This is a genomic window from Kytococcus schroeteri, from assembly GCF_002847825.1.
GTDB classification, from domain to species: Bacteria; Actinomycetota; Actinomycetes; order Actinomycetales; family Dermatophilaceae; genus Kytococcus; species Kytococcus schroeteri.
The window spans coordinates 81,425-100,227 of record NZ_PKIZ01000005.1 but is presented as its reverse complement, the minus strand read 5'-3'; the positions used below and the strand labels follow the sequence as shown (position 1 = coordinate 100,227).

At 75.0% G+C, this 18,803-nt stretch carries 22 protein-coding genes; 16 read left to right on the top strand and 6 right to left on the bottom strand.

Annotation, left to right across the window (positions count from 1 at the left end; translation table 11 throughout):
- Positions 1–64: 64 nt before the first annotated feature.
- Positions 65–1,024, bottom strand: a complete 960-nt coding sequence (locus CYJ76_RS03990; RefSeq protein ID WP_180802203.1) for a metallophosphoesterase — start codon at positions 1,022–1,024, stop codon at positions 65–67.
- Between the two features lie 122 nt (positions 1,025–1,146).
- On the opposite strand from CYJ76_RS03990, the gene CYJ76_RS03985 reads away from it, so the two are divergent.
- A complete protein-coding gene (locus tag CYJ76_RS03985; RefSeq protein WP_070705289.1) occupies positions 1,147–1,599 on the top strand; it encodes a GatB/YqeY domain-containing protein in 453 nt (150 codons plus the stop codon).
- Between the two features lie 89 nt (positions 1,600–1,688).
- Here the strand turns inward: CYJ76_RS03985 and CYJ76_RS03980 are convergent, their stop codons facing one another.
- Positions 1,689–4,142, bottom strand: a complete 2,454-nt coding sequence (locus tag CYJ76_RS03980; protein ID WP_070705163.1) for a transglycosylase domain-containing protein — start codon at positions 4,140–4,142, stop codon at positions 1,689–1,691.
- 42 nt (positions 4,143–4,184) lie between these two features.
- Here CYJ76_RS03980 and CYJ76_RS12185 point away from each other — a divergent pair, with 42 nt between their 5' ends.
- The 4 genes from CYJ76_RS12185 (at position 4,185) to CYJ76_RS13060 (ending at position 6,530) form a co-directional block, all read left to right on the top strand.
- Positions 4,185–4,343 (top strand): DUF4177 domain-containing protein, encoded by a 159-nt coding sequence (locus CYJ76_RS12185; protein ID WP_141494177.1) that lies wholly within the window; start codon positions 4,185–4,187, stop codon positions 4,341–4,343.
- Positions 4,343–4,816, top strand: a complete 474-nt coding sequence (locus CYJ76_RS03975) for a RidA family protein (protein WP_070705162.1) — start codon at positions 4,343–4,345, stop codon at positions 4,814–4,816. The genes CYJ76_RS12185 and CYJ76_RS03975 overlap by 1 nt, the downstream gene beginning before the upstream one ends.
- An 8-nt stretch (positions 4,817–4,824) precedes the next feature.
- Complete coding sequence (locus tag CYJ76_RS03970) at positions 4,825–5,697, top strand: NUDIX hydrolase (RefSeq protein ID WP_101849308.1); 873 nt, start codon at positions 4,825–4,827, stop codon at positions 5,695–5,697.
- A 101-nt stretch (positions 5,698–5,798) separates the two neighbouring features.
- Positions 5,799–6,530 (top strand): MBL fold metallo-hydrolase, encoded by a 732-nt coding sequence (locus tag CYJ76_RS13060; protein ID WP_083323546.1) that lies wholly within the window; start codon positions 5,799–5,801, stop codon positions 6,528–6,530.
- Between the two features lie 77 nt (positions 6,531–6,607).
- Here CYJ76_RS13060 and CYJ76_RS03960 read toward each other — a convergent pair whose 3' ends face one another.
- Entirely contained in the window at positions 6,608–7,285 is a 678-nt protein-coding gene (locus CYJ76_RS03960; protein ID WP_070705160.1) for a Crp/Fnr family transcriptional regulator, read from the bottom strand.
- A 141-nt stretch (positions 7,286–7,426) separates the two neighbouring features.
- On the opposite strand from CYJ76_RS03960, the gene nth reads away from it, so the two are divergent.
- Complete coding sequence (gene nth / locus CYJ76_RS03955) at positions 7,427–8,161, top strand: endonuclease III (RefSeq protein ID WP_070705164.1); 735 nt, start codon at positions 7,427–7,429, stop codon at positions 8,159–8,161.
- Positions 8,158–8,853: an NUDIX hydrolase gene (locus CYJ76_RS03950; protein WP_101849307.1), complete on the top strand. Its 696-nt coding sequence runs from the start codon at positions 8,158–8,160 to the stop codon at positions 8,851–8,853. The genes nth and CYJ76_RS03950 overlap by 4 nt, the downstream gene beginning before the upstream one ends.
- A gap of 88 nt (positions 8,854–8,941) precedes the next feature.
- Here CYJ76_RS03950 and CYJ76_RS03945 read toward each other — a convergent pair whose 3' ends face one another.
- Positions 8,942–9,415, bottom strand: coding sequence for a phage holin family protein (locus CYJ76_RS03945; RefSeq protein WP_083323630.1), 474 nt, complete (start codon positions 9,413–9,415; stop codon positions 8,942–8,944).
- Positions 9,416–9,550: 135 nt separating this feature from the next.
- Here CYJ76_RS03945 and CYJ76_RS03940 point away from each other — a divergent pair, with 135 nt between their 5' ends.
- The 8 genes from CYJ76_RS03940 (at position 9,551) to CYJ76_RS03905 (ending at position 15,090) form a co-directional block, all read left to right on the top strand.
- The gene (locus tag CYJ76_RS03940; protein ID WP_101849306.1) at positions 9,551–10,414 is read left to right on the top strand and encodes a Fic family protein; all 864 of its coding nucleotides are present in this window, start codon (positions 9,551–9,553) and stop codon (positions 10,412–10,414) included.
- 289 nt (positions 10,415–10,703) lie between these two features.
- Positions 10,704–11,426: a CpaE-like family protein gene (locus CYJ76_RS03935; RefSeq protein WP_144043031.1), complete on the top strand. Its 723-nt coding sequence runs from the start codon at positions 10,704–10,706 to the stop codon at positions 11,424–11,426.
- The gene (locus tag CYJ76_RS03930) at positions 11,423–12,559 is read left to right on the top strand and encodes a TadA family conjugal transfer-associated ATPase (RefSeq protein WP_070705514.1); all 1,137 of its coding nucleotides are present in this window, start codon (positions 11,423–11,425) and stop codon (positions 12,557–12,559) included. Before CYJ76_RS03935 ends, CYJ76_RS03930 begins: the two co-directional genes overlap by 4 nt.
- The gene (locus tag CYJ76_RS03925; RefSeq protein WP_070705513.1) at positions 12,556–13,341 is read left to right on the top strand and encodes a type II secretion system F family protein; all 786 of its coding nucleotides are present in this window, start codon (positions 12,556–12,558) and stop codon (positions 13,339–13,341) included. Before CYJ76_RS03930 ends, CYJ76_RS03925 begins: the two co-directional genes overlap by 4 nt.
- Positions 13,338–13,937, top strand: coding sequence for a type II secretion system F family protein (locus tag CYJ76_RS03920; RefSeq protein ID WP_101849304.1), 600 nt, complete (start codon positions 13,338–13,340; stop codon positions 13,935–13,937). The genes CYJ76_RS03925 and CYJ76_RS03920 overlap by 4 nt, the downstream gene beginning before the upstream one ends.
- A 57-nt stretch (positions 13,938–13,994) precedes the next feature.
- Positions 13,995–14,198 carry a hypothetical protein gene (locus CYJ76_RS03915; protein ID WP_070704396.1) on the top strand — a complete coding sequence of 68 codons (204 nt, stop codon included), beginning with the start codon at positions 13,995–13,997 and terminating at the stop codon, positions 14,196–14,198.
- Positions 14,198–14,593, top strand: coding sequence for a TadE family protein (locus tag CYJ76_RS03910; RefSeq protein WP_101849303.1), 396 nt, complete (start codon positions 14,198–14,200; stop codon positions 14,591–14,593). Before CYJ76_RS03915 ends, CYJ76_RS03910 begins: the two co-directional genes overlap by 1 nt.
- Positions 14,590–15,090 carry an Rv3654c family TadE-like protein gene (locus tag CYJ76_RS03905; protein ID WP_101849302.1) on the top strand — a complete coding sequence of 167 codons (501 nt, stop codon included), beginning with the start codon at positions 14,590–14,592 and terminating at the stop codon, positions 15,088–15,090. Before CYJ76_RS03910 ends, CYJ76_RS03905 begins: the two co-directional genes overlap by 4 nt.
- A gap of 68 nt (positions 15,091–15,158) precedes the next feature.
- Here CYJ76_RS03905 and CYJ76_RS03900 read toward each other — a convergent pair whose 3' ends face one another.
- On the bottom strand, positions 15,159–15,626 hold the full coding sequence (locus CYJ76_RS03900) for a hypothetical protein (RefSeq protein WP_101849301.1): 468 nt from the start codon (positions 15,624–15,626) through the stop codon (positions 15,159–15,161).
- A 42-nt stretch (positions 15,627–15,668) separates the two neighbouring features.
- On the bottom strand, positions 15,669–18,005 hold the full coding sequence (locus CYJ76_RS03895) for a DEAD/DEAH box helicase (protein ID WP_101849329.1): 2,337 nt from the start codon (positions 18,003–18,005) through the stop codon (positions 15,669–15,671).
- 159 nt (positions 18,006–18,164) lie between these two features.
- Here CYJ76_RS03895 and CYJ76_RS03890 point away from each other — a divergent pair, with 159 nt between their 5' ends.
- Entirely contained in the window at positions 18,165–18,779 is a 615-nt protein-coding gene (locus tag CYJ76_RS03890; RefSeq protein WP_070704135.1) for a LemA family protein, read from the top strand.
- The last annotated feature ends 24 nt before the right edge of the window (positions 18,780–18,803 follow it).

The following is an 18,803-nucleotide window of genomic DNA, read 5'->3' as shown; positions in this document are numbered from 1 at the left end:
CTCCGGGGTGAGGTCGGGTCGTCGGGTCGGGGCAGGTGCGTCGTCGGGTCGGGCGGCGTGGGGCTCAGTCCGCGGACGGCGAGGAGGAGCCCCGCGGCACGAGGGTGAGCAGCGTCGCCTCCGGGCGGCAGGCGAACCGGTAGGGCGCCATCGGGGAGTGACCCAGACCCGCCGAGACGTGCATCCACGCGGCGTCGTCCGGGGCGGCCGCCGACGGGCGCGAGCCGGCCCCGGGCCACCAGCGGGAGACGCCCTTGACACGCCCGGGGTCCAGGTCGCAGTTGGTGGTCAGCGCCCCGATGCCGGGCAGGCACACCTGCCCGCCGTGGGTGTGGCCGGCGATCACCAGCCCGGCGCCGTCGGCCACCATCGCGTCCAGCACCCGCTGGTAGGGGGCGTGGGTGACGCCGATGGTGAGGTCCGCGTCGCGGGCGGCCGGCCCGGCCACGCTGGCGTAGTCGTCCAGCTCCAGGTGCGGGTCGTCCACGCCCACGAACTCCAGGCGCACCCCCTCCACCTCGATGCGGTGGCGGCGGTGCGTGAGGTCCACCCAGCCGCGCTCCTCGAAGCCGGCCACGAGCTCCCGCCAGGGCATGTCACGCTGGGTGCGCCCGCCGTAGCGGCTCCGGCCCTGGGTGACGTACTTCAGTGGGTCCACCGGGCGGGGGGAGAAGTAGTCATTGGATCCGCGCACGAACACCCCGGGCGTGGCCAGCAGGTCGTCGAAGGTGGCCATCACCCACGGCACCGCGGCCGTGGACGACATGTTGTCGCCGGTGTTCACCACGAGGTCCGGCTCCAGGGCGGCCAGGTCGTGCACCCACTGCATGCGGCGCCGCTGGCCGGGCACCAGGTGCAGGTCGCTGACGTGCAGCACCCGCAGCGGCAGCGCCCCCTCGGGCAGCACCGGCACCGTGAAGCGGCGCAGGGTGTACAGGTGGCGCTCCACGAAGTGGCCCCAGGCCACGCACGCGGCCCCGGCGCCGGCCACGGCGGCCGCCCCCAGCGCGGCGCCGCGTCCCACCCCGGCGAGCGCCCCGGGGCGGGGTTCGCGGTCGCGCAGGCGGGTCAGCAGGCGTCGGGTGTCCACGGCGCCATCATCGCACCGGGGAGGGTAGCGGCCCCGGCCGGTGGGATGATCTGCCCATGAGCGACCTCAAGCAGCAGATCACCGCCGACCTCACCACTGCCATGAAGGCCCGCGACAAGGTGACCTCCTCCACCCTGCGCATGGTGCGCACCGCCATCCAGAACGCCGAGGTGGCCGGCAGCGAGGCCAAGGAGCTGACCGACGAGGAGGTGCTGGCCGTCATCACCAAGGAGGGCAAGAAGCGCCGCGACGCCATCGCCGAGTACGAGAAGGCCGGCCGCCCGGAGCTGGCCGAGTCCGAGAAGGCCGAGCTCGAGGTCATCGAGGGCTACCTGCCGAAGCAGCTCTCCGACGAGGAGCTCGAGGCGCTGGTGGCCGAGGCCGTCGCCGAGGCCGGCGTCACCGAGACGTCCCAGATGGGTCAGGCCATGAAGGCCGCGCAGGCCAAGGTCGCCGGCCGCGCCGAGGGCGGCCGCGTGGCCGCCGCGGTGAAGAAGCACCTGGGCTGAGCCCCGGCCCGCGACGGGCCACCTCGCGCAGGGAGGGCGGGCACCCCGATGGGGTGCCCGCCCTCCCTGCGTGTGCCGGGGGCGACCGGTCAGTTCTCGCCGGTGTTCCCGTCGGCCACCGAGCCCTGCGTGCCGTCGCCCTGGGCCTCCAGCTCCTTGCGGATCTGGTCCGGGCTCGGCTGCTCGGCGTCGGTCCGCGGCGTGAGCTTCACGAACTGGGCCGTGTCCTGCTGGGAGCCGTTGGTGGTCTCGATGCTCTCGATGGTGGCGTCACCCGGGGCCCACGGCTTGGTGTTGAGCGCCAGGATGCCGGCCTTGCGCAGTTCCTCACGGGCCTCCAGCACGGTCTTGTCGCTGACGTCCGGCACGTCCACCAGGTGGCCCTTCGTCAGCTCGGCCGGCGGGGTCGGGAACTGCTCCACCGGCATGTCGCGGTGGGCGAAGTCCATGATCGACCGGAAGGTGGGCGCGGCCAGGCTGGAGCCGTACAGCCAGCCCGGGTAGGCCCGGCCACCCAGCTCGATGTCGCGCAGGTTGCCCAGACTGTCGGGCGTGCCGACCCACACCGAGGCCGCGAGCTGCGGGGTGTAGCCGGTGTACCAGGTCTCGTCCGAGCCGTCGGCCGTGCCGGTCTTGCCGGCCGACACGCGGCCCCCGGAGAGGCGGGCGCGGGAGGCGCCACCGGAGGTGGTCTCGGGCACCGAGCGGAACACGTCGGTCACCGCCGCGGCCTCACCCTCCTCGAGCACGCGCTCGCAGTGCTCGGCGTCCAGCTCCACCTCGCGGCCCTCGAAGTCGGTGATCTTCTCCACCGGGTAGGGATCGCAGCGCATGCCGCCGGAGGCCAGGGTGGCGAACGAGTTGGCCACCGTCAGCGGGCTGGCCTCGTCGGCGCCCAGGGCCACCGAGCCGGGCTTGGTGGAGAAGGGCACGTACTGGCCCTGGTCGTCCAGCTGGGAGCGGTGCAGGCCCATCTGCGTCATCGTGTCGCGCACGCGGCAGGGGTTCAGGGCGGTGGTCAGCTCGGAGTACGCGGTGTTCACGGACTCCTCGGTGGCCTCCTTGAACGGGATCGCGTCGCGGAAGCTGCCGTGGTCGTTCTGCACGGCCCACAGCTCGCCGTCCTTGACCTCAGCGCAGGGGTCGAACTCCTGCGGACGGAACACGGCCTTGGGCACGGTGCGCTCCTCGCCGCGGGAGTTGAGCGCGGTGAGGTCCACCGTCTCGCGCAGGCCGATCCTGCCGTCCACCGGGAAGCCGTCGCGCACTGCCGTGATGGCCGAGTAGAGCTTGGCCGTGGAACCGATGGCGAAGCCTCCGCTGGAGGTGAACGGCCGGTCCACCGCGTAGCCGACCGCGGTCTCGCCCTTGCCGCTGTTCAGGCCGTAGGGCCGGTTCTGCGCGATGGCGCGCACCTTGCCGGTGCCGGGCTCCACCACGGCGGCCGCGGCGGCCACGGCGTCGTCGTTCTTGGCCGGCACCTTGTCGCGCAGCTCGCGGGCGGCGTGGTCCAGCAGCTTGCTGTCGAAGGTGGTGCGGATGGTCAGGCCGCCACGGTCCAGCCGGGTGCGGCGGTCGTTCTCGGACTCGCCCAGCGCGGGCTGGCGCAGCAGCCACTCCACCACGTAGGTGCACACGAAGGGGTACTCGCTGGTGGCGCACGACCGGCGGGTGTAGGAGACCTTCAGGCCGAGGTCGCTCTTGCGGGCCTCCTCGTACTGCTCGTCGGTGATCTGCCCCAGCTGGTGCATCTTGAACAGCACCACGTCGCGGCGGTCGCGGGCCTTCTCCGGGTGGCGCACCGGGTCGCTGGACCCGGGGGCCTTCACGATGCCGGCGAGCGTGGCCGCCTGGGCGATCGTGAGTTCCTTGGCCGGCACGCTGAAGTAGTGCTGCGCGGCGGCCTCCACCCCGTAGGCGCGGTCGCCGTAGTAGACGAGGTTGAGGTAGTCGGTGAGGATCTCGTCCTTGCTGTGGGTCTTCTCCAGCGAGACGGCGTACTTGATCTCGCGCAGCTTGCGGGCGTAGCCCGCGGCGCCGTTCTGGGTGGTGGCGCGGCGGGCGGCCTCGAGGTCGCCGTCGCGCAGGGCGCGGTCCTGCAGGGAGACCTTCACGTACTGCTGGGTGAGCGTCGACCCGCCCTGGGTGCCCCCGCCCCCGAAGTTGTTGAACAGGGCGCGGCCGATGCCGGTGAGGTCGGCGCCGTTGTGGTCGAAGAAGCGCTCGTCCTCGATGGCCACCTGCGCCTTCTTCATCCACGGCGAGATGTCCTTGGAGCCCACGACCACCCGGTTCTCGCCGAAGGGGGCGGCGATCTGCTTGCCGTCGGCGGTGAGGATGCGGGTCTGCTGGGTCACGCCGTCGTCGCCGAAGTCACTCGGCAGCTCGTCGAAGTAGGTCGTGCCAGCCTGCGTGGCACGGCCCACCCCGATGGTGACGGGGACCAGCAGCACGGCCGCCAGCAGGCCCGCCAGCAGGCAGGCCACGACGAACGCCGACAGCGCGAGGAACGGGGAGGTGCGCCGGGGGGAGGGCTGGGACATGCGCCCAAGGGTACTTTCCGCATCCGCTATAGGCTCCGATCCATGCGCACATGGGAGTACGCCACCGTTCCGTTGATCGTCCACGCGACCAAGCAGATCCTCGACCAGTGGGGCGAGGACGGCTGGGAGCTCGTCACCGTGATCCCGGGGCCCGAGGGCTCCAACCCGGTGGCCTACCTGAAGCGCGAGAAGAGCGCCTGATGGGGGCCGTCGAGCAGCGCCTGGCCGAGGCCGGCGTCGAGCTGCCGCCGGCACCCCAGCCGGTGGCCGTGTACGTGCCCGCCACGGAGCACGCCGGGCTGGTCTACACCTCCGGCCAGCTGCCGGTGGTCGACGGCACCCTGGCCGGCACCGGCGTGGTGGGCGAGGGTGACGGCGACGTGACGCCTGAGCGCGCCGCCGAGCTGGCCCGCATCTGCGCCGTCAACGCGCTGGCCGCCGCCAAGTCCGTGGTGGGCGACCTGGACCGCATCGAGCGCGTGGTCAAGGTGGTGGGCTTCGTGGCCAGCCAGCCCGGCTTCACCGGCCAGCCGGCCGTGGTCAACGGGGCGAGCGAGCTCATGGGCACCGCCTTCGGCGAGGCCGGCGAGCACGCCCGCTCGGCCGTGGGCGTGGCGGCGCTGCCGCTCGGCGCGCCCGTCGAGGTCGAGGTCGTCCTGGCCGTCCGGTCCTGAGGGCCCGCGTGACCACCCCGCACCGCGACTTCCCGATGCCGCCGGCCCTCGTGCCGGCGGTGCGTGCCTGGCTGGACACCCCGGAGGCGGACCGCCCCGCCCCGGTGGCGCCCCGCGCCGCGGCCACCGTGATGGTGGTGCGCGACGGCGCACAGGGCGTCGAGGTGTTCATGCAGACGCGCGCGGCCTCGATGGCCTTCGCGCCGGGCATGATGGTCTTCCCCGGAGGCGGGGTGGACCCGCGCGACGAGGTCACCGACGCCGCCTGGTCGGGGCCCACGCCGCAGGAGTGGTCGGCCCGCATGCCCGGCACCACGCCGGCATCGGCGCAGCAGCTGGTGCTGGCCGCCGCGCGCGAGGTGTTCGAGGAGACCGGCGTGCTGTTGGCCGCCCACCCCGACGGACGTCCCGTGAGCGAGGCCGAGGCGAGTGCCCCGGCCGCCGTGGAGGGACGCCGCCGCGTGGAGGCCCGCGAGGTGGCGTTCAGCGACCTGCTGACCGAGCTCGGGCTGACTGTGCGCACCGAGTGCCTCAGCGTCCGGGACCACTGGACCACCCCCGAGTGCGAGCCGCGCCGCTACGACACGTGGTTCTTCGCCGCCCGCATCCCCGAGGGGCAGGAGCCCGACGACGGCACGAGCGAGGCCGTGTCGGCCAGCTGGGAGCGTCCTGCAGCGGTGCTGGAGCGCGCTGCCGGTGACGCGGGGCTGATGCTGCCGCCCACCATCGCCGCGCTGGAGGACCTGCGGGCTGCGGGCAGTGCCGCCGAGGTGCTGGCCGACCGCCACGAGGTGCCCGAGGTGATGCCCTGGCCCGAGGAGGTGCCGGTGGGGCCGGACGCCCCCGACGGTCTGGTCATGCGCACCCCCTGGAGGCGGTGAGCGTGCGCTCCTCCACGAGCCACCTGCCCGACGGGTCCGACTGGACCGGCGGCCCGGTGGGCGAGCGCGCCACCTGCCTGCTGTGCCCCAACCCCTCGCCGATGACGCTGGACGGCACCAACACCTGGCTGCTGGCCGAGCCCGGCAGCGACGAGGTGGTCGTGGTGGACCCCGGCCCGGAGCACCCCGAGCACCTGCGCGCCGTGGTGGACGCGGTGGAGGCCCGGGGCGCGCGCGTGGCACTCACCCTGCTCACCCACGGGCACAGCGACCACGCCGAGGGGGCCGACACCTTCCACCGCCTCACCGGGGCGCCCGTGCGGCGTGCCGTGGTGCGGGGCGGGGAGGACGACCTCGTGGCCGGCGACCACCTCAGCGTGGGCGGGCTCGACCTGGTGGTGGTGCCCACGCCCGGCCACACCGCGGACTCCGTCTCGTTCGTGCTGCCGGCCGAGAACCACCTGCTCACCGGTGACACCGTGCTGGGCCGCGGGTCCACCGTGGTGGCCCACCCGGACGGCGACCTGGAGGCCTACCTGGGGTCGCTGGAGCGCATCGAGCGGCTCACGGCATCGGGCGAGGTGACCTCGCTGCTGCCGGGGCACGGCCCGTCCGTGGCCGACGCCGCCGGGGTGGTGGGCTGGTACCAGCAGCACCGGCGGGAGCGCCTGGAGCAGGTCGCCGCCGCGGCGGGGCGGGTGCAGCCGGGGCCGGGGGAGGACCTGGCCGACGCGGTGGTGCGCACCGTGTACGCCGACGTGCCGCGCGAGGTGTGGCCGGCGGCCCGCCTCACGGTGCTGGCGCAGCTGGAGTACCTGCGCGCCCACGCCTGAGCGGCGCACCCTGCTGCACCCCATGACCCCCTGGGCCCGGGACGGGCACAGGGGGTCATGGGGTGGGGTGGGGGGGGTCAGCGGGCGCGCTTGCGCAGGCGCTCCACCTCGAGCAGGCGCACGGCGCGTGCCTCCAGGCGCAGCCACCCGCGGGAGGCGAAGTCCGCCAGGGCCTTGTTGACGGTCTCGCGGCTGGCGCCGACCAGCTGGGCCAGCTCCTCCTGGGTGAGCTCGTGCTGCACCAGCATGCCGGACCCGTCCTCGGTGCCGAAGCGCTCGGCGAGGTCGAGCAGGGCCTTGGCCACGCGGCCGGGCACGTCGGTGAACACCAGGTCGGCCACGGAGTCGTTGGTGCGGCGCAGGCGGTGGGCCAGGGCGCCGAGCATGGCCACCGAGGCACCGCTGTTCTGCTCCAGGAAGAGGCCCAGGTGGGCGTGGGCCAGGGAGAGCACCTCGGTCTCGCTCACGGTGATGGCCGATGCGGTGCGGGGACCCGGGTCGAAGAAGCTGATCTCGCCGATGATCTCGCCCGGGCCGAGCACGGCCAGCAGGTTCTCGCGGCCGTCGTGGCTGGTACGGGAGAGCTTGATCTTGCCGGAGGTGACGACGTAGAGCTTGTCGCCCGGGTCGCCCTCGGTGAAGATGACCTGCCCCCGCTTGAAGGTGCCGCGCTCGGTGAGCTCGAGCAGGGCGGAGGCGGCGGCCTCGTCCAGGCCGGAGAACAGGGGCGAACGGGTCACGATGTCGAGGTCCACGCCTGCAGTGTGCCACGCCACAGAGCCGAACCCGCGGATCGGGGCGGGAGGGGGCGGCCTATCGTGGGGCCGGTGAGTGCGCCCGCGGCCGACCCGCTCCCCGACGAGACCGACCTGGCCCGCACGCGACGTGCCCGCCGCATGTACCGGGTGCTCGCCGCGCGCCACCCGGACGCCGAGTGCGAGCTGGACTTTCGCAATCCCTTCGAGCTGCTCGTGGCCACCGTCATGTCGGCCCAGACCACGGACGTGGCCGTCAACGCCGTCACCCCCGGGCTCTTCGCCCGCTACCCCGATGCCGTGGCGCTGGCCGCCGCCGACCCCGCCGAGGTGGAGCAGCTCATCCGCCGCACCGGCTTCTACCGGGCCAAGACGCGCTCGGTCATCGGGCTGGCGCAGGCGCTCGTGGAGCGCTACGACGGCGAGGTGCCCGGCCGGCTGCGCGATCTGGTGACCCTGCCGGGCGTGGGGCGCAAGACCGCCAACGTGGTGCTGGGCAACGCCTTCGACACCCCCGGCCTCACGGTGGACACGCACTTCGGCCGGCTCGTGCGGCGCATGGGCTGGACCGCGCTGGAGGACCCGGTGAAGGTGGAGCACGCCGTCGCCGAGCTGTTCCCCCGCCGCGACTGGACCGACCTCTCGCACACCCTGATCTTCCACGGTCGGCGCGTCTGCCACTCCCGCCGGCCCGCCTGCGGCGCCTGCCCCGTGGCCCGCTGGTGCCCCTCCTCCGAGACCGGCGTGACCACGCCCCGGCAGGCGTGGGGGATGGTCAAGGGCGTGGTGCCGGTGGAGTTCCTGCCCGAGGACGAGGCCGTGCTCCCGCCCCGGGCGCGCGGCCTGGAGCCGGTGGACGGACGGGTGGTGCTGTGAGCCCGTCGGAGGCCGATCGCTCCTGGGTGTTCGACGAGCCCGCCGCGGGCGACCCGCTGCAGGTGCCGCGCTGGCTCGCCGGCCTGCAGGCCCGCGTCGACGCCGCGCCGATGGAGCGCCTCGCCCGCCCGCTGGCCACGCCGCCGGCGCAGGGGGTGCCTGCTCGCCGTGACGCGGCCGTCCTCGTGCTCGTGGGGCCCGAGGGGGTGGTGCTCACCCGCCGTGGGTCGAGTCTGGCGCACCACGCCGGCCAGGTGTCCTTCCCCGGTGGCGGGGTGGACGCCGGTGAGACCGCAGAGCAGGCCGCCCTCCGCGAGGGGACCGAGGAGGTGTGCCTCGACCCCGCATCGGTGCAGATGGTGGCCCGCCTGCCGCGGTTGCCCGTGGCGCCCAGCTTCCGCCCGGTGACCCCGGTGGTGGGTTGGTGGGAGCGGCCGCACGCCCTGTCCGTGGGCAGCGAGCTGGAGGTCGCCAGCATCCACGTGGTGCCGCTGGGCCACCTGGTGGACCCGGCGCGGCGCTTCACCGCCCGGCTACCCGGGGTGGGGCGCACGACGCCGGGTTTCGACGTGGACGGACTGTTCGTCTGGGGGTACACGGGGTGGCTGCTCTCCACCGTGCTGCGCCTCGGTGGGCTCGACCGGCCGTGGGACCCGCGCGACGTGCGCGACGTGCCGGACGGCTACCGCTGAGGGAGCCGGAACCGGCCCCGGACGCGGCGACGGCGGCCACCCCGGTGGGGTGACCGCCGTCGCGGTGCGTCGCAGTCCCGGCGGGACCTCAGGAGCGCGGCGTGGTGGTGTTGGGGTCGGCCGCGGCCTTGAGCGTCTTCTGGGTGCGGTCGGCGGCCTTGATGGCGCGCTCCGGCTTGCCCTTGATCTTCTTCATCTGCGAAAGGCCGAACAGGGCGCCGATGCCGGCGAAGACGAAGAGCACGGCGGCCACGATGAGGAAGGCGGCCCAGTGCGGCAGCACCAGGGCCAGCGCCAGGGCGGCGGCGATGAGCAGGATGCCGAAGCCGTAGGCGGCGAGCACGGCGGCGATGCCGAAGCCGGCGCCGGTCTTGATGCCCTTCTGGACGTCCTGGTTGATCTCGGCCTTGGCCAGGGCGATCTCGTCGCGGACCAGGGACTGGGCGTTGGCGGCGGCATCGCTGACGATCTGGCCGAGGGACCGCTCGTTCGCGCGCTCGGTCACGGACGCGGAGGTGCGGCCGGTGGTGGAAACGTTGGTCTTGGAGGCCGGGATGGCCATGACTACTCCCGTCGTCGGTTCTGCGGCAATGCTAGTGAGTCTTCTCCCGATTGTGCGCCCCGCCGTGCCGGGGCGCCAGTCCACACCCCGCACAGTGCCGCGTCTCACGCCGGGACCGGTCCCTACGCTGTGCGCATGGTCCAGCCCCCCACGTCGTCCTCCGCCCACCCCCTGCTGCGCGTGGCGGAGCTGCCCGGCGTGCGGGAGGCGGCCGACGCGGCGCGCGACGCCTGCACCGCCCTGCGCTGGCACGAGGCGCTGCGCCGGCGCTCCGCCGAGTGCGCCACCGAGGCGCGGGTGCACGGGGCGTGGGCGTCGGCATCGTTGGAGGGGGCCGAGCTGCCCGTGGACTGGGTGCGCGAGGCGATGGTGGGGGCGCGCGCCTGGTCGGCGGAGCCCGACCCGGTGGAGGCGGTGGTGCGGGGCGCGGTGCGGGCCACCGAGGAGGCGGTGCACCTGGAGGGGTTGGTGGGTTCCTCGCCGAGCCAGGTGCTGGCGCGCCTGCACACCGCCGCGGCCCGGGGGCTGGTGGCCGACGACCAGCTGGGGCGTCCCCGCGCCGAGGGGGAGCAGGTGCGGGAGCTCACGGAGATGGGTCCGGCGCCGGACGTGCGGCAGGTGCAGCAGCGGCTGGCTGGGCTGCGCGAGGTGCTCACCGCGCCCCCCGAGGTGCCGGCGGTGGTGGTGGCGGCCGTGGCCCACGCCGAGGTGCTGGCGGTGCGTCCCTTCGTGCGTGGCAACGGCGTGGTGGCGCGGGCGGTGCAACGGGCCGTGGTGCGTTCCCGCGGGCTCGACCCGATGGGGGTGGCGGTGGTCGAGGCGGGGCACCGCCCGGGCGGCGGGGTGGAGTACCTGGGGGCCGCTGCGGCCTACGCCACGGGGACCCCGGAGGGCGTGGCACTGTGGGTGCGGCACGTGTGTGACGCAGTCGTCGGCGGGGCGCGGGCGGGGGAGCGGATCTGCGACGCGGTGCGGGTCGGGCGGCTCCCGGGGGTGTGACGGGGGCCGGGTGGTCCGGTTCCGTCTTGCATTTCGCCCCGAGCGGGGTGCATCATGGTTGCAACGCGCTCCCTTCGGGTTGAGCGCGCGGCGCACCTGCCTTTCCCCCCCAGGGCATGGCGCGCCAGAAGGCCCCAGCTGCCCCCCCGGCTGGGGCCTTCGCCGTGCCCGGGGCCCTTCTCGTTCTCCACAGACTCGGGGGCGTGCTGAGGAGGGGTGTGGGCGCTGGTCCACAGGGTCGGGGCGAGGGCTCGGCGCGGGGGTGCCGCGCGGCCGCATCGTTCTGGCCATGACGACACACGTGATCGGGATCGGCGGGGCCACCGGCGGGCTGGGGGTCTCCACCCTCACCGCGGCCGTGGCCCTGCGGGCGGCCTCGGCGGGACTGCGCACCGTGGCCGTGGACACCTCCCGCTGGGGCACGGCGCTGGCCATCGCCCTCGGCATGGAGTCCGCGCCCGGCCTGCACTGGGACGACCTGGTGCGCAGCGACGGGGCGTTGCCCGGCGAGGAGCTCGTGGGCGCCCTGCCCAGGGCGCACGGCGTGGCCCTGCTGGCGCGCGACGGCATCGGGTCCGGGGTGTGGACCGACCTGCCCCGCCACGTGGTGCACCACGCGCGCCGGGCGGTGGCCGGCGTCGCTGACCTCGTGCTGGTGGACCTGCCGCCGGTGGGGTCCGGGGAGTTCCTCGGGTGGGCCAGCTGGTGCCACGGCGTGTGGGTGCTCGTGGGGTCGAGCCCCACCACGGTGGCCGTCGCGCCGGCCCTGCGCGGCACGCTGGGCGCCCTGCCCGGGGACGCGTCCCTGCTGGTGCGTGGCACGGACCGCCCCGGCGGGGCCTTGGTGCCCGCGGTGGAGGACCTCACGGGGCTGCCGGTGCAGGGCGTGCTGGCCGACGACCCGACCGTGGGGCGGTGCGAGCGGGAGGGGCGGCCCGTCGGGGCGTTCGACGGGCCGGTGCGCGAGGCGGCCGACACCCTGCTGCTCGGTGCGGTGGAGGGTGTGTCGTGAGCGCTCCGTCGAGCATCCGTGAGCAGATCTCCCGCGGGCGGGCTCCCAGCGAGCGCACCGTCGGTGAGGTGGCCGGGGCGCAGCGGCTGCGTCTGGGGGACCGAGGAGTGCGCGAGCGGTCCCAGCGGTTGGGCCGCAGCGTGCTGGGGGCCGGGCCGTTGGAGCCCGTGCTGGCCGAGCCCGGGGTGACCGACGTACTGGTCAACGGCACTGACGGGGTCTGGGTGGACCGCGGCCGGGGCCTGGAGCGCGACGCCACACCGATGGGCTCGGCCGAGGACCTGCGCCAGCTGGCGGTGCGCCTGGCCGGCCTGGCCGGGCGGCGCCTGGACGACACCGCACCATGCGTGGACGGGCTACTGCCCGGGGGCATCCGGCTGCACGCGGTGCTGCCCCCGCTGGTGGACGGGGCGGCGCACCTCTCGTTGCGTGTTCCCCGGGAGGTGGTGCCCAGCGTCGAGGAGATGCTGCGGCTGGGGACGCTCGACGAGCTCGGAGCCCGGGTGGTGCGCGACCTCGTGGCCCGACGGCTGGCGTTCGTGGTCTCCGGCGGGACCGGCAGCGGCAAGACGACGCTGCTGGCCACCCTGCTCAGCCTGGTGGACCCCGCCGACCGCATCCTCGTGGTCGAGGACGTCCGGGAACTGGCGGTGCAGCACCCGCACGTGGTGCGCATGCAGTCCCGCTCGGCCAACGTGGAGGGGCGCGGCGCCATCGACATGACGCACCTGGTCAAGCAGTCCCTGCGCATGCGACCCGACCGGGTGGTGGTGGGTGAGGTGCGCGGTCCGGAGATGCGCGAGCTGCTCGCGGCGCTCAACACCGGGCACGAGGGTGGGTGCGGCACGGTGCACGCCAACGCCATCGAGGACGTGGTGGCGCGCTTCGAGGCCCTGGGCGCCCTGGCGGACATGACGCCGCAGGCGGTGCACGCCCAGCTGGGCAGCGCACTGGACTGCGTGCTGCACGTGCGGCGGCTCCCCGAGCGGCGGGTGCTGGCCCAGGTGGGGGTGCTCGTGACCGGTGACGACGGCCGGGTGCGCTGCCTGCCGGCGATGGACTTCCGCGACGGGGCGCTGCGGCCCGCGGCCGCCTGGGAGCGCCTCGAGGCCCTGCTGGGGTGGTCGTCGTGACCGGGGTGCTGGTGGCGTTGCTGGTGCTGGGCGCCGGGGTCCTGTGGCCGGTGCGGGCCCGCCACGAGGTGGTCCTGGGCCTCAGCGATCTGGCTGGGCGCCGGGAGCGGGCCGCGCGGCAGCAGGCCACGGTGGCCTCGGTGCGTGGGCTGCTTGCGGTGGACCCGGTGGCGGCCACCGGCACCGGGGTGCGGGGACTGCTCGGGCGGGCACGGGCCCGGTTCGGCACGGTGCGGGTGACCGACGACGCCGTGCTCCGGCTGCTCGACGGGCTGTCCAGCGCGCTCTCGGCGGGCCTGCCCCCGCACGCGGCGCTGGAGGTCGTCGCCTCCGCGGGGCCGCAGGTGCCCTGGCTGGACCCGGTGCGCCGTGCCGCTGCGGCGGGCTCGCAGCTGGGGCCGGCGTGGAAGGAGCTGGCCACGCAGCACGAGAGTCCGGCCCTGCGGCACGTGGCCAGCGCGTGGGCGCTCTCGGAACGGTCCGGTGCGGCCCTCGCCCCGGCGGTGGCCACGGCAGCCGACACGGTGCGGCGCAGCCGGGAGAGCCGGCAGACGGCGCAGGCGGCGGCCTCGGGCGCGATGGCCTCCATGTACATGCTCTCGCTGCTGCCCCTGGTGGGCCTGGCCGGCTCCTCGGTGCTCGGCTGGTCGCCCCGGGAGCTGTACCTCGAGCAGCCGCTCGGCCTGGCCAGCGCGGTGCTGGGAGTGGTGCTGCTGGTGGTCGGGTGGGCCGTCTCGCGTCGGCTGGTGCGCCGCGCCCTGCGTGGGCAGGTGGTCCGGTGAACCCCGCGGTGCTGCTCGTCGCCCTGCTGTCCGCGAGCGCGGTGGCCCTCTGGTGGCCGACGTCTCCCGCCGCGGACGGTGGCGAGGGCGGGCGGCGTCGGGAACGCAGCGGTCGGCGGCTGTTCGGCCTTCTGCCCGCCCGGCGGGAGGAGCCGGTGGCCGACGTCGACGACCTGGCCGCGGTGCTCGACATGCTCGCGCTGGCCCTGGACTCCGGGTGCGCCGTCACCGACGCCCTGGAGGTGGTGGCCGACGAGGTCCGCGAACCGCTCGCCGGCCAGCTGCGGCAGGTGGTGGCCGCGCGGCGGTGGGGTGTCACGGGCGCCCTTGCCTGGGAGGGCCTCCCGGCGCCGTGGACCCCGGTCGCGCAGGCGCTCACGCTCGCGCACCTGGCGGGCGCCCCACCGGCCGACACGGTGCGCCGGGCCGCGGTGGACCTCCGCCGCGACCGCGCTGCTGCCCTCGAGCGGGCTGCGGCCCGTCTCCCGGTGCTCCTGGTGGTCCCACTGGGCACCGTCTTCATGCCTGCCTTCGTCCTCATCGCGGTGGTGCCGCTGGTGGTGGCGATGGCGACACAGACCCTGGGTCAGGCCTGACCCGGTGGAAAGGGGGGCCCACCACAGGGGTGGGTCCACAACAGAAAGGGAAGTCCCATGCAGAACAAGATCCAGCGCTTCGTCCAGCCCCGCATCGAGGGCATGCGCGCCGCGAACGAGAAGGGCATGGCGGTGGCCGAGTACGCCATCGGCATCTTCGTCATCGCCGCCGTGGTGCTGCTGGGCATGAACATGATGAAGGACCTGGTGCCCACGCTCATGGGGGAGGTCATCAAGGCCGCCTTCGACGCCTTCAAGTGATGACCCGGCACCGTCGAGGTCTCCGCCCGGTGGGCGCGGGTCGCCCCCGTGACGGCGAGGGAGGCTTCACCTCGGTGGAGCTGGCCATGGCCATGCCGGTGGTGGTGCTGGTGCTGGGCATGGCGTTGACCGCGATGGTGCTGGTGGTGGACCTGCTGCAGGTCACGGACGCGGCCCGGGTGGGTGCCCGGGCCGCGTCCCGTGGCGACTCCCGCATCGAGGTGCGGCACCAGGTGGAGCGCCTCGCCCCCCAGGGGGCCACGGTGCACCAGCGGCGCACCGGCAGGTCGGTCACCGTCACGGTCAAGGCCCGGGCACGCGGTCCGGCCGAGTGGTTCCCCGGGCTCCACCCGGAGTCCTCGGCCACCGCGCTCATGGAACCGGGTGTGCGATGAGCACACCCACCCCGGCGGGCCGCAGGACCGGCTCGCCGGGTCGCCGGCGCTGGACCGCCACCCGGTGGTGGCGGGACGGCGAACGGGGCTCGGGCTCGATGGTGGCCCTGCTGGTCGGTGTGGCGGTGCTCGCCCTGCTGGCCGCGGGGGTCACCGCCGGGCAGACGTGGAGGGCGGCCTCCCGGGCCCGCACGGCCGCCGACCTGGCGGCCCTCGCGGGCTCGGGGGCCACCTCGCCCACGGCCCTGCTGCCGGTGCCCCCGTGCGTGGCCGCCGCCGAGGTGGCCACGCGCAACGGGGCCCAGCTGGTGGGCTGTCGGGTGAAGGACTTCGACGTCACCGTCGTGGTGCGGGTGGACTCCGGGACGCCCTTCGGGGCGGCCACGGTCACGGCCACCGCCGGCCCCCGTCCGCAGGACGGGCCCCGGAAGCGTCGGGGGCGTCCGCCCGCCCCGTCACCACCACCCCTCCCGCCGACCCCTCCCCGGGGACGGTGAGGCTGGGAACGCGCCGTGGGCGCCCCCTGGCTGGGGGCGCCCACGGCGCAGGGCTGCGGTGGTGGGGCTCAGGCGTCGCGGCGCGGGGAGGTCGTGTCCCCGCCGTCCAGGCGCTCGCCGGAGCGCAGCGGGCGATCCTCCTGGTACTCCCCGTAGGGCACCTCGGTCTCGGGGGCGCGGTGGTCGCGGAGGTCGTCGGCACCCCGCTCGCGCAGGTCGTCCCGGACTGTGCGGCCGTCCACGTCCTCGCGGCGGGTCGTGCCCTTCTCGCGGAGGGTGCGTGCCTCGCGGGCGTCGCGCTCCAACACCTTGTGCTCCTTGCGGCGGCGCGCGTTCCGGCGGGCCCCGGCCGTCATGAGCCACAGGCCCAGGCCGATGGCCAGGAGCGAGACCATGCCGCTGAGGAACAGGGTGAGCGCCGGCATCGTGGTGCTGACGTTGAACGCCTCCAGCGTGGTGGAGCCGTCCGCGCCGGTCACCACGTAGAGGATGAACAGCACGGCGACGAGCAGGATCAGCAGGCCGATGAGGAGCATGGAGCCGCCTTCGAGGAGGGTGGGGGACGGTGCGCGCTCAGGCTACTGCGCCGACCACTGCCCGGTGAGGAGTCGCAGCACCGCCACCGCCCCGGCCTTGGACAGCGGCTCGTTGTTGTTGCCGCACTTGGGTGACTGCACGCACCCCGGGCACCCGGCCTCGCAGGGGCAGCCCTCCACCGCGGCCAGCGTGGCCTCCACCCACGGACGGCGCGCCGCGAAGCCCCGGTCGGCGAAGCCGGCCCCACCCGGGTGCGCGTCGTGCACCATCACCGTGGGCAGGCCCGTGTCCGAGTGCAGCACGGTGGAGACCCCGCCGACGTCCCACCGGTCGCAGGTGGCCACCAGGCCCAGCATTCCGATGAGGGCGTGCTCCGTGGCATGCAGGGCGCCGGCCAGCTCCAGGTCGTCCACGCCCGCCGCCTCGAGTACCTCGGGGGCGAGGGTGAACCACACCGAGCGGGTCGGCATCGTGCGCTCGGGCAGGTCCAGCGGATGCTGCCCGAGCACCTCACCGCTGGGCAGCATCCGGCGGAAGGCCGTCACCCGGGTGCGCACCAGGACGTCGCCCACGCACCAGGTGACCCCCTCGGCGGGGGCCTCGTCGCGCACGGCGGTGACGTCGAAGGCCTCCTCGGTGACCGCCCGGGTGGTCCACCCCGGGTCGCCGACGGCCACCGTGGCCACGCCCTCCTCGAGGTCCAGGTCGGTCACCACGTGCGTCACACCGGCGTGCAGGTAGACCGCGCCGGTGTGCACCGTGGAGTCCGCCCGCCCCGCGTCGATGGTGCCCAGCACCCGCCCGGTGCGCCCCTCCACCAGCTGCAGCGTGCCGGCCATGCCGCGCAGGTCCACCAGGTCGTGCGGGCGCTGCGACCCCGCCCAGTACCAGCCGGTCGGCCGCTGCCGCAGCATGCCGGCGCGCACCAACGACTCGCGCACCGTGGTCGTGCCCGGCCCGAACCACAGGGAGTCGGCCTCGGTCAACGGGATCTCCGCCGCGGCGCAGGCCAGGTGCTCGGCCAGCACCCGTGGGTTGGTGGGGTCCACCACCGTGGCCTCCACGCCGCTGTCGAAGATCGCCTCCGGGTGGTGCACCAGGTAGCCGTCCAGCGGGTTGTCGCCGGCCACCAGCACGGCCAGCGCCGGCTGCCCGGAGCGCCCCGCCCGGCCGGCCTGCTGCCAGAAGCTCGCCCGCCGCCCCGGCCACCCGGCCATCACCACGGCGTCGAGGCCGGAGACGTCGATGCCCAGCTCCAGGGCGGTGGTCGCGGCCACGGCCCGCAGCCCACCCTCGCGCAGGCGCCGTTCGATGCCGCGGCGCTCCTCGGGCAGGTACCCGCCGCGGTAGGCCGCCACGGCGTCACCGAGGTGACCGGCTCCGGCGAACCCGAGCTGGTCCGCGACGGCCCGGGCGGCCACCTCGGCACCGACGCGCGAGGTGGTGAACGTGAGCACCTGGCGCCCCCCGGCCACGAGGCGTGCCGTCGTGCGCGCGGCCTCGGTGAGGGTGGACGGGCGCTCGCCGCCGTCGGCCGCATCGGGCTGGGGGTCCCACAGGGCGTAGGTCATGGGGCCGCGCGGGGAGCCGTCCTCGGTGACGGACTGCACCGGCGCGTCGAGCAGGCGGCTGGCGTGCTCGGCCGGGTCGGCCACGGTGGCCGAGGCGAGCAGCACCGTGGGTTCGGCGCCGTAGCGCCGGGCGATGCGCAGCAACCGGCGCAGCACGAGGGCCACGTGGGCGCCCGGCACACCGCGGTGGGTGTGGCACTCGTCCACCACCACGTAGCGCAGGCGGCGCAGGAAGGCCCGCCACCGCTCGTGGCCGGGCAGCAGCGAGTGGTGCAGCAGGTCGGGATTGCTCAGTACGTAGGTGGCGTGCTGGCGGGCCCAGGTGCGGGCGTCGGGCGGGGTGTCGCCGTCCACCACCGCGGGGCGCACACCGGGCACCATCCACGCCTCCACGGCGGCCAGCTGGTCCTGGGCCAGGGCCTTGGTGGGGGCCAGGTAGAGGGCGTTGGCGCCGCGGCCGGTCACGTGGTGGGAGCCGTCGGCCAGCGCCGAGAGCACCGGCAGCAGGTAGGCCAGCGACTTGCCCGATGCGGTGCCGGTGGCCACCACGGCGTGGCGTCCGGCGTGGGCGTGCTCGGCGAACTCGGCCTGGTGGCTCCACAGCTGCTCGATGCCGGCACCTCGCAGCGCCGCCTCGACCTGCGGGTTGAGCCACTCCGGCAGGGGTGCGGTCACCGCATCGCGGGCGGGACGGGTCTCGGTGTGCACCAGCCGGTCGGCCAGTCCACCGGCGGTGAGCAGCCGCACCCAGTCCGCCGGGTCCGGCGCGGGCCCGCCCTCCACGGGGGCGGTGGCGTCAGCGGGCATGGGGCCATTCTCACGCAGGAGGTCCGGGCTCTGGTGGGCGGCGTGCGTGCGTCCGTGGCAGGGGGTGGCCCCGACCACGGGGCCACGCCGGCGGCCGGGTCGCTCGGTTAGCGTCGCCGTCCGAGGCCGGGCCACGCGGGCCCGACGGACGGGAGAGAGATGGACCTCGGGATCTGGATCGTGCTGCTGTTGTTGCTGCTGCTGGTGGTCATCGCCGTGGTGGTGCTCTACAACGCCCTCGTGCGGGCCCGCAACGCCATGCGCCAGGCCAGGCACGGCATCGAGGTGGCCCTGACCCAGCGCCACGACCTGCTCACCAAGCAGATGCAGGTGGTGCCCGCCGCGGTGCAGGCCGAGACCGCCTTCCAGGAGCGCGTGCTCGAGATGCGCCGCGCCCAGCCGGTCGAGCAGATGTCGGTGCCGCAGCTGGAGGAGGCCGACCGGGCCATGGACCGCGCCCAGTCGGCGGTGAACGTCACCGCCGAGGCGTACCCGGAGTTCCGCGCCAACGCCTCGTTCGTGGAGCTGCAGAAGTCGGCTGCCTACACCGAGGAGCAGCTCAGCGCCGCCCGCCGCAGCTACAACGCCGCGGTGGCGCGCCTGGACGACCGGCGCGAGATGTTCCCGTCCAACCTCGTGGCGGCCGTGTTCGGCTTCGGCACCGAGCCGATGTTCCGCGCGAGCGAGACCGAGCGTGCCGACGTGGACCTCTCAGGCCTGGCCGACCTGACCGGTGGGGACGCGGGCCGGGCCCGGCCCGCGTCGCTCTCCTGACCCACCCACCGACCCACCTGAGGG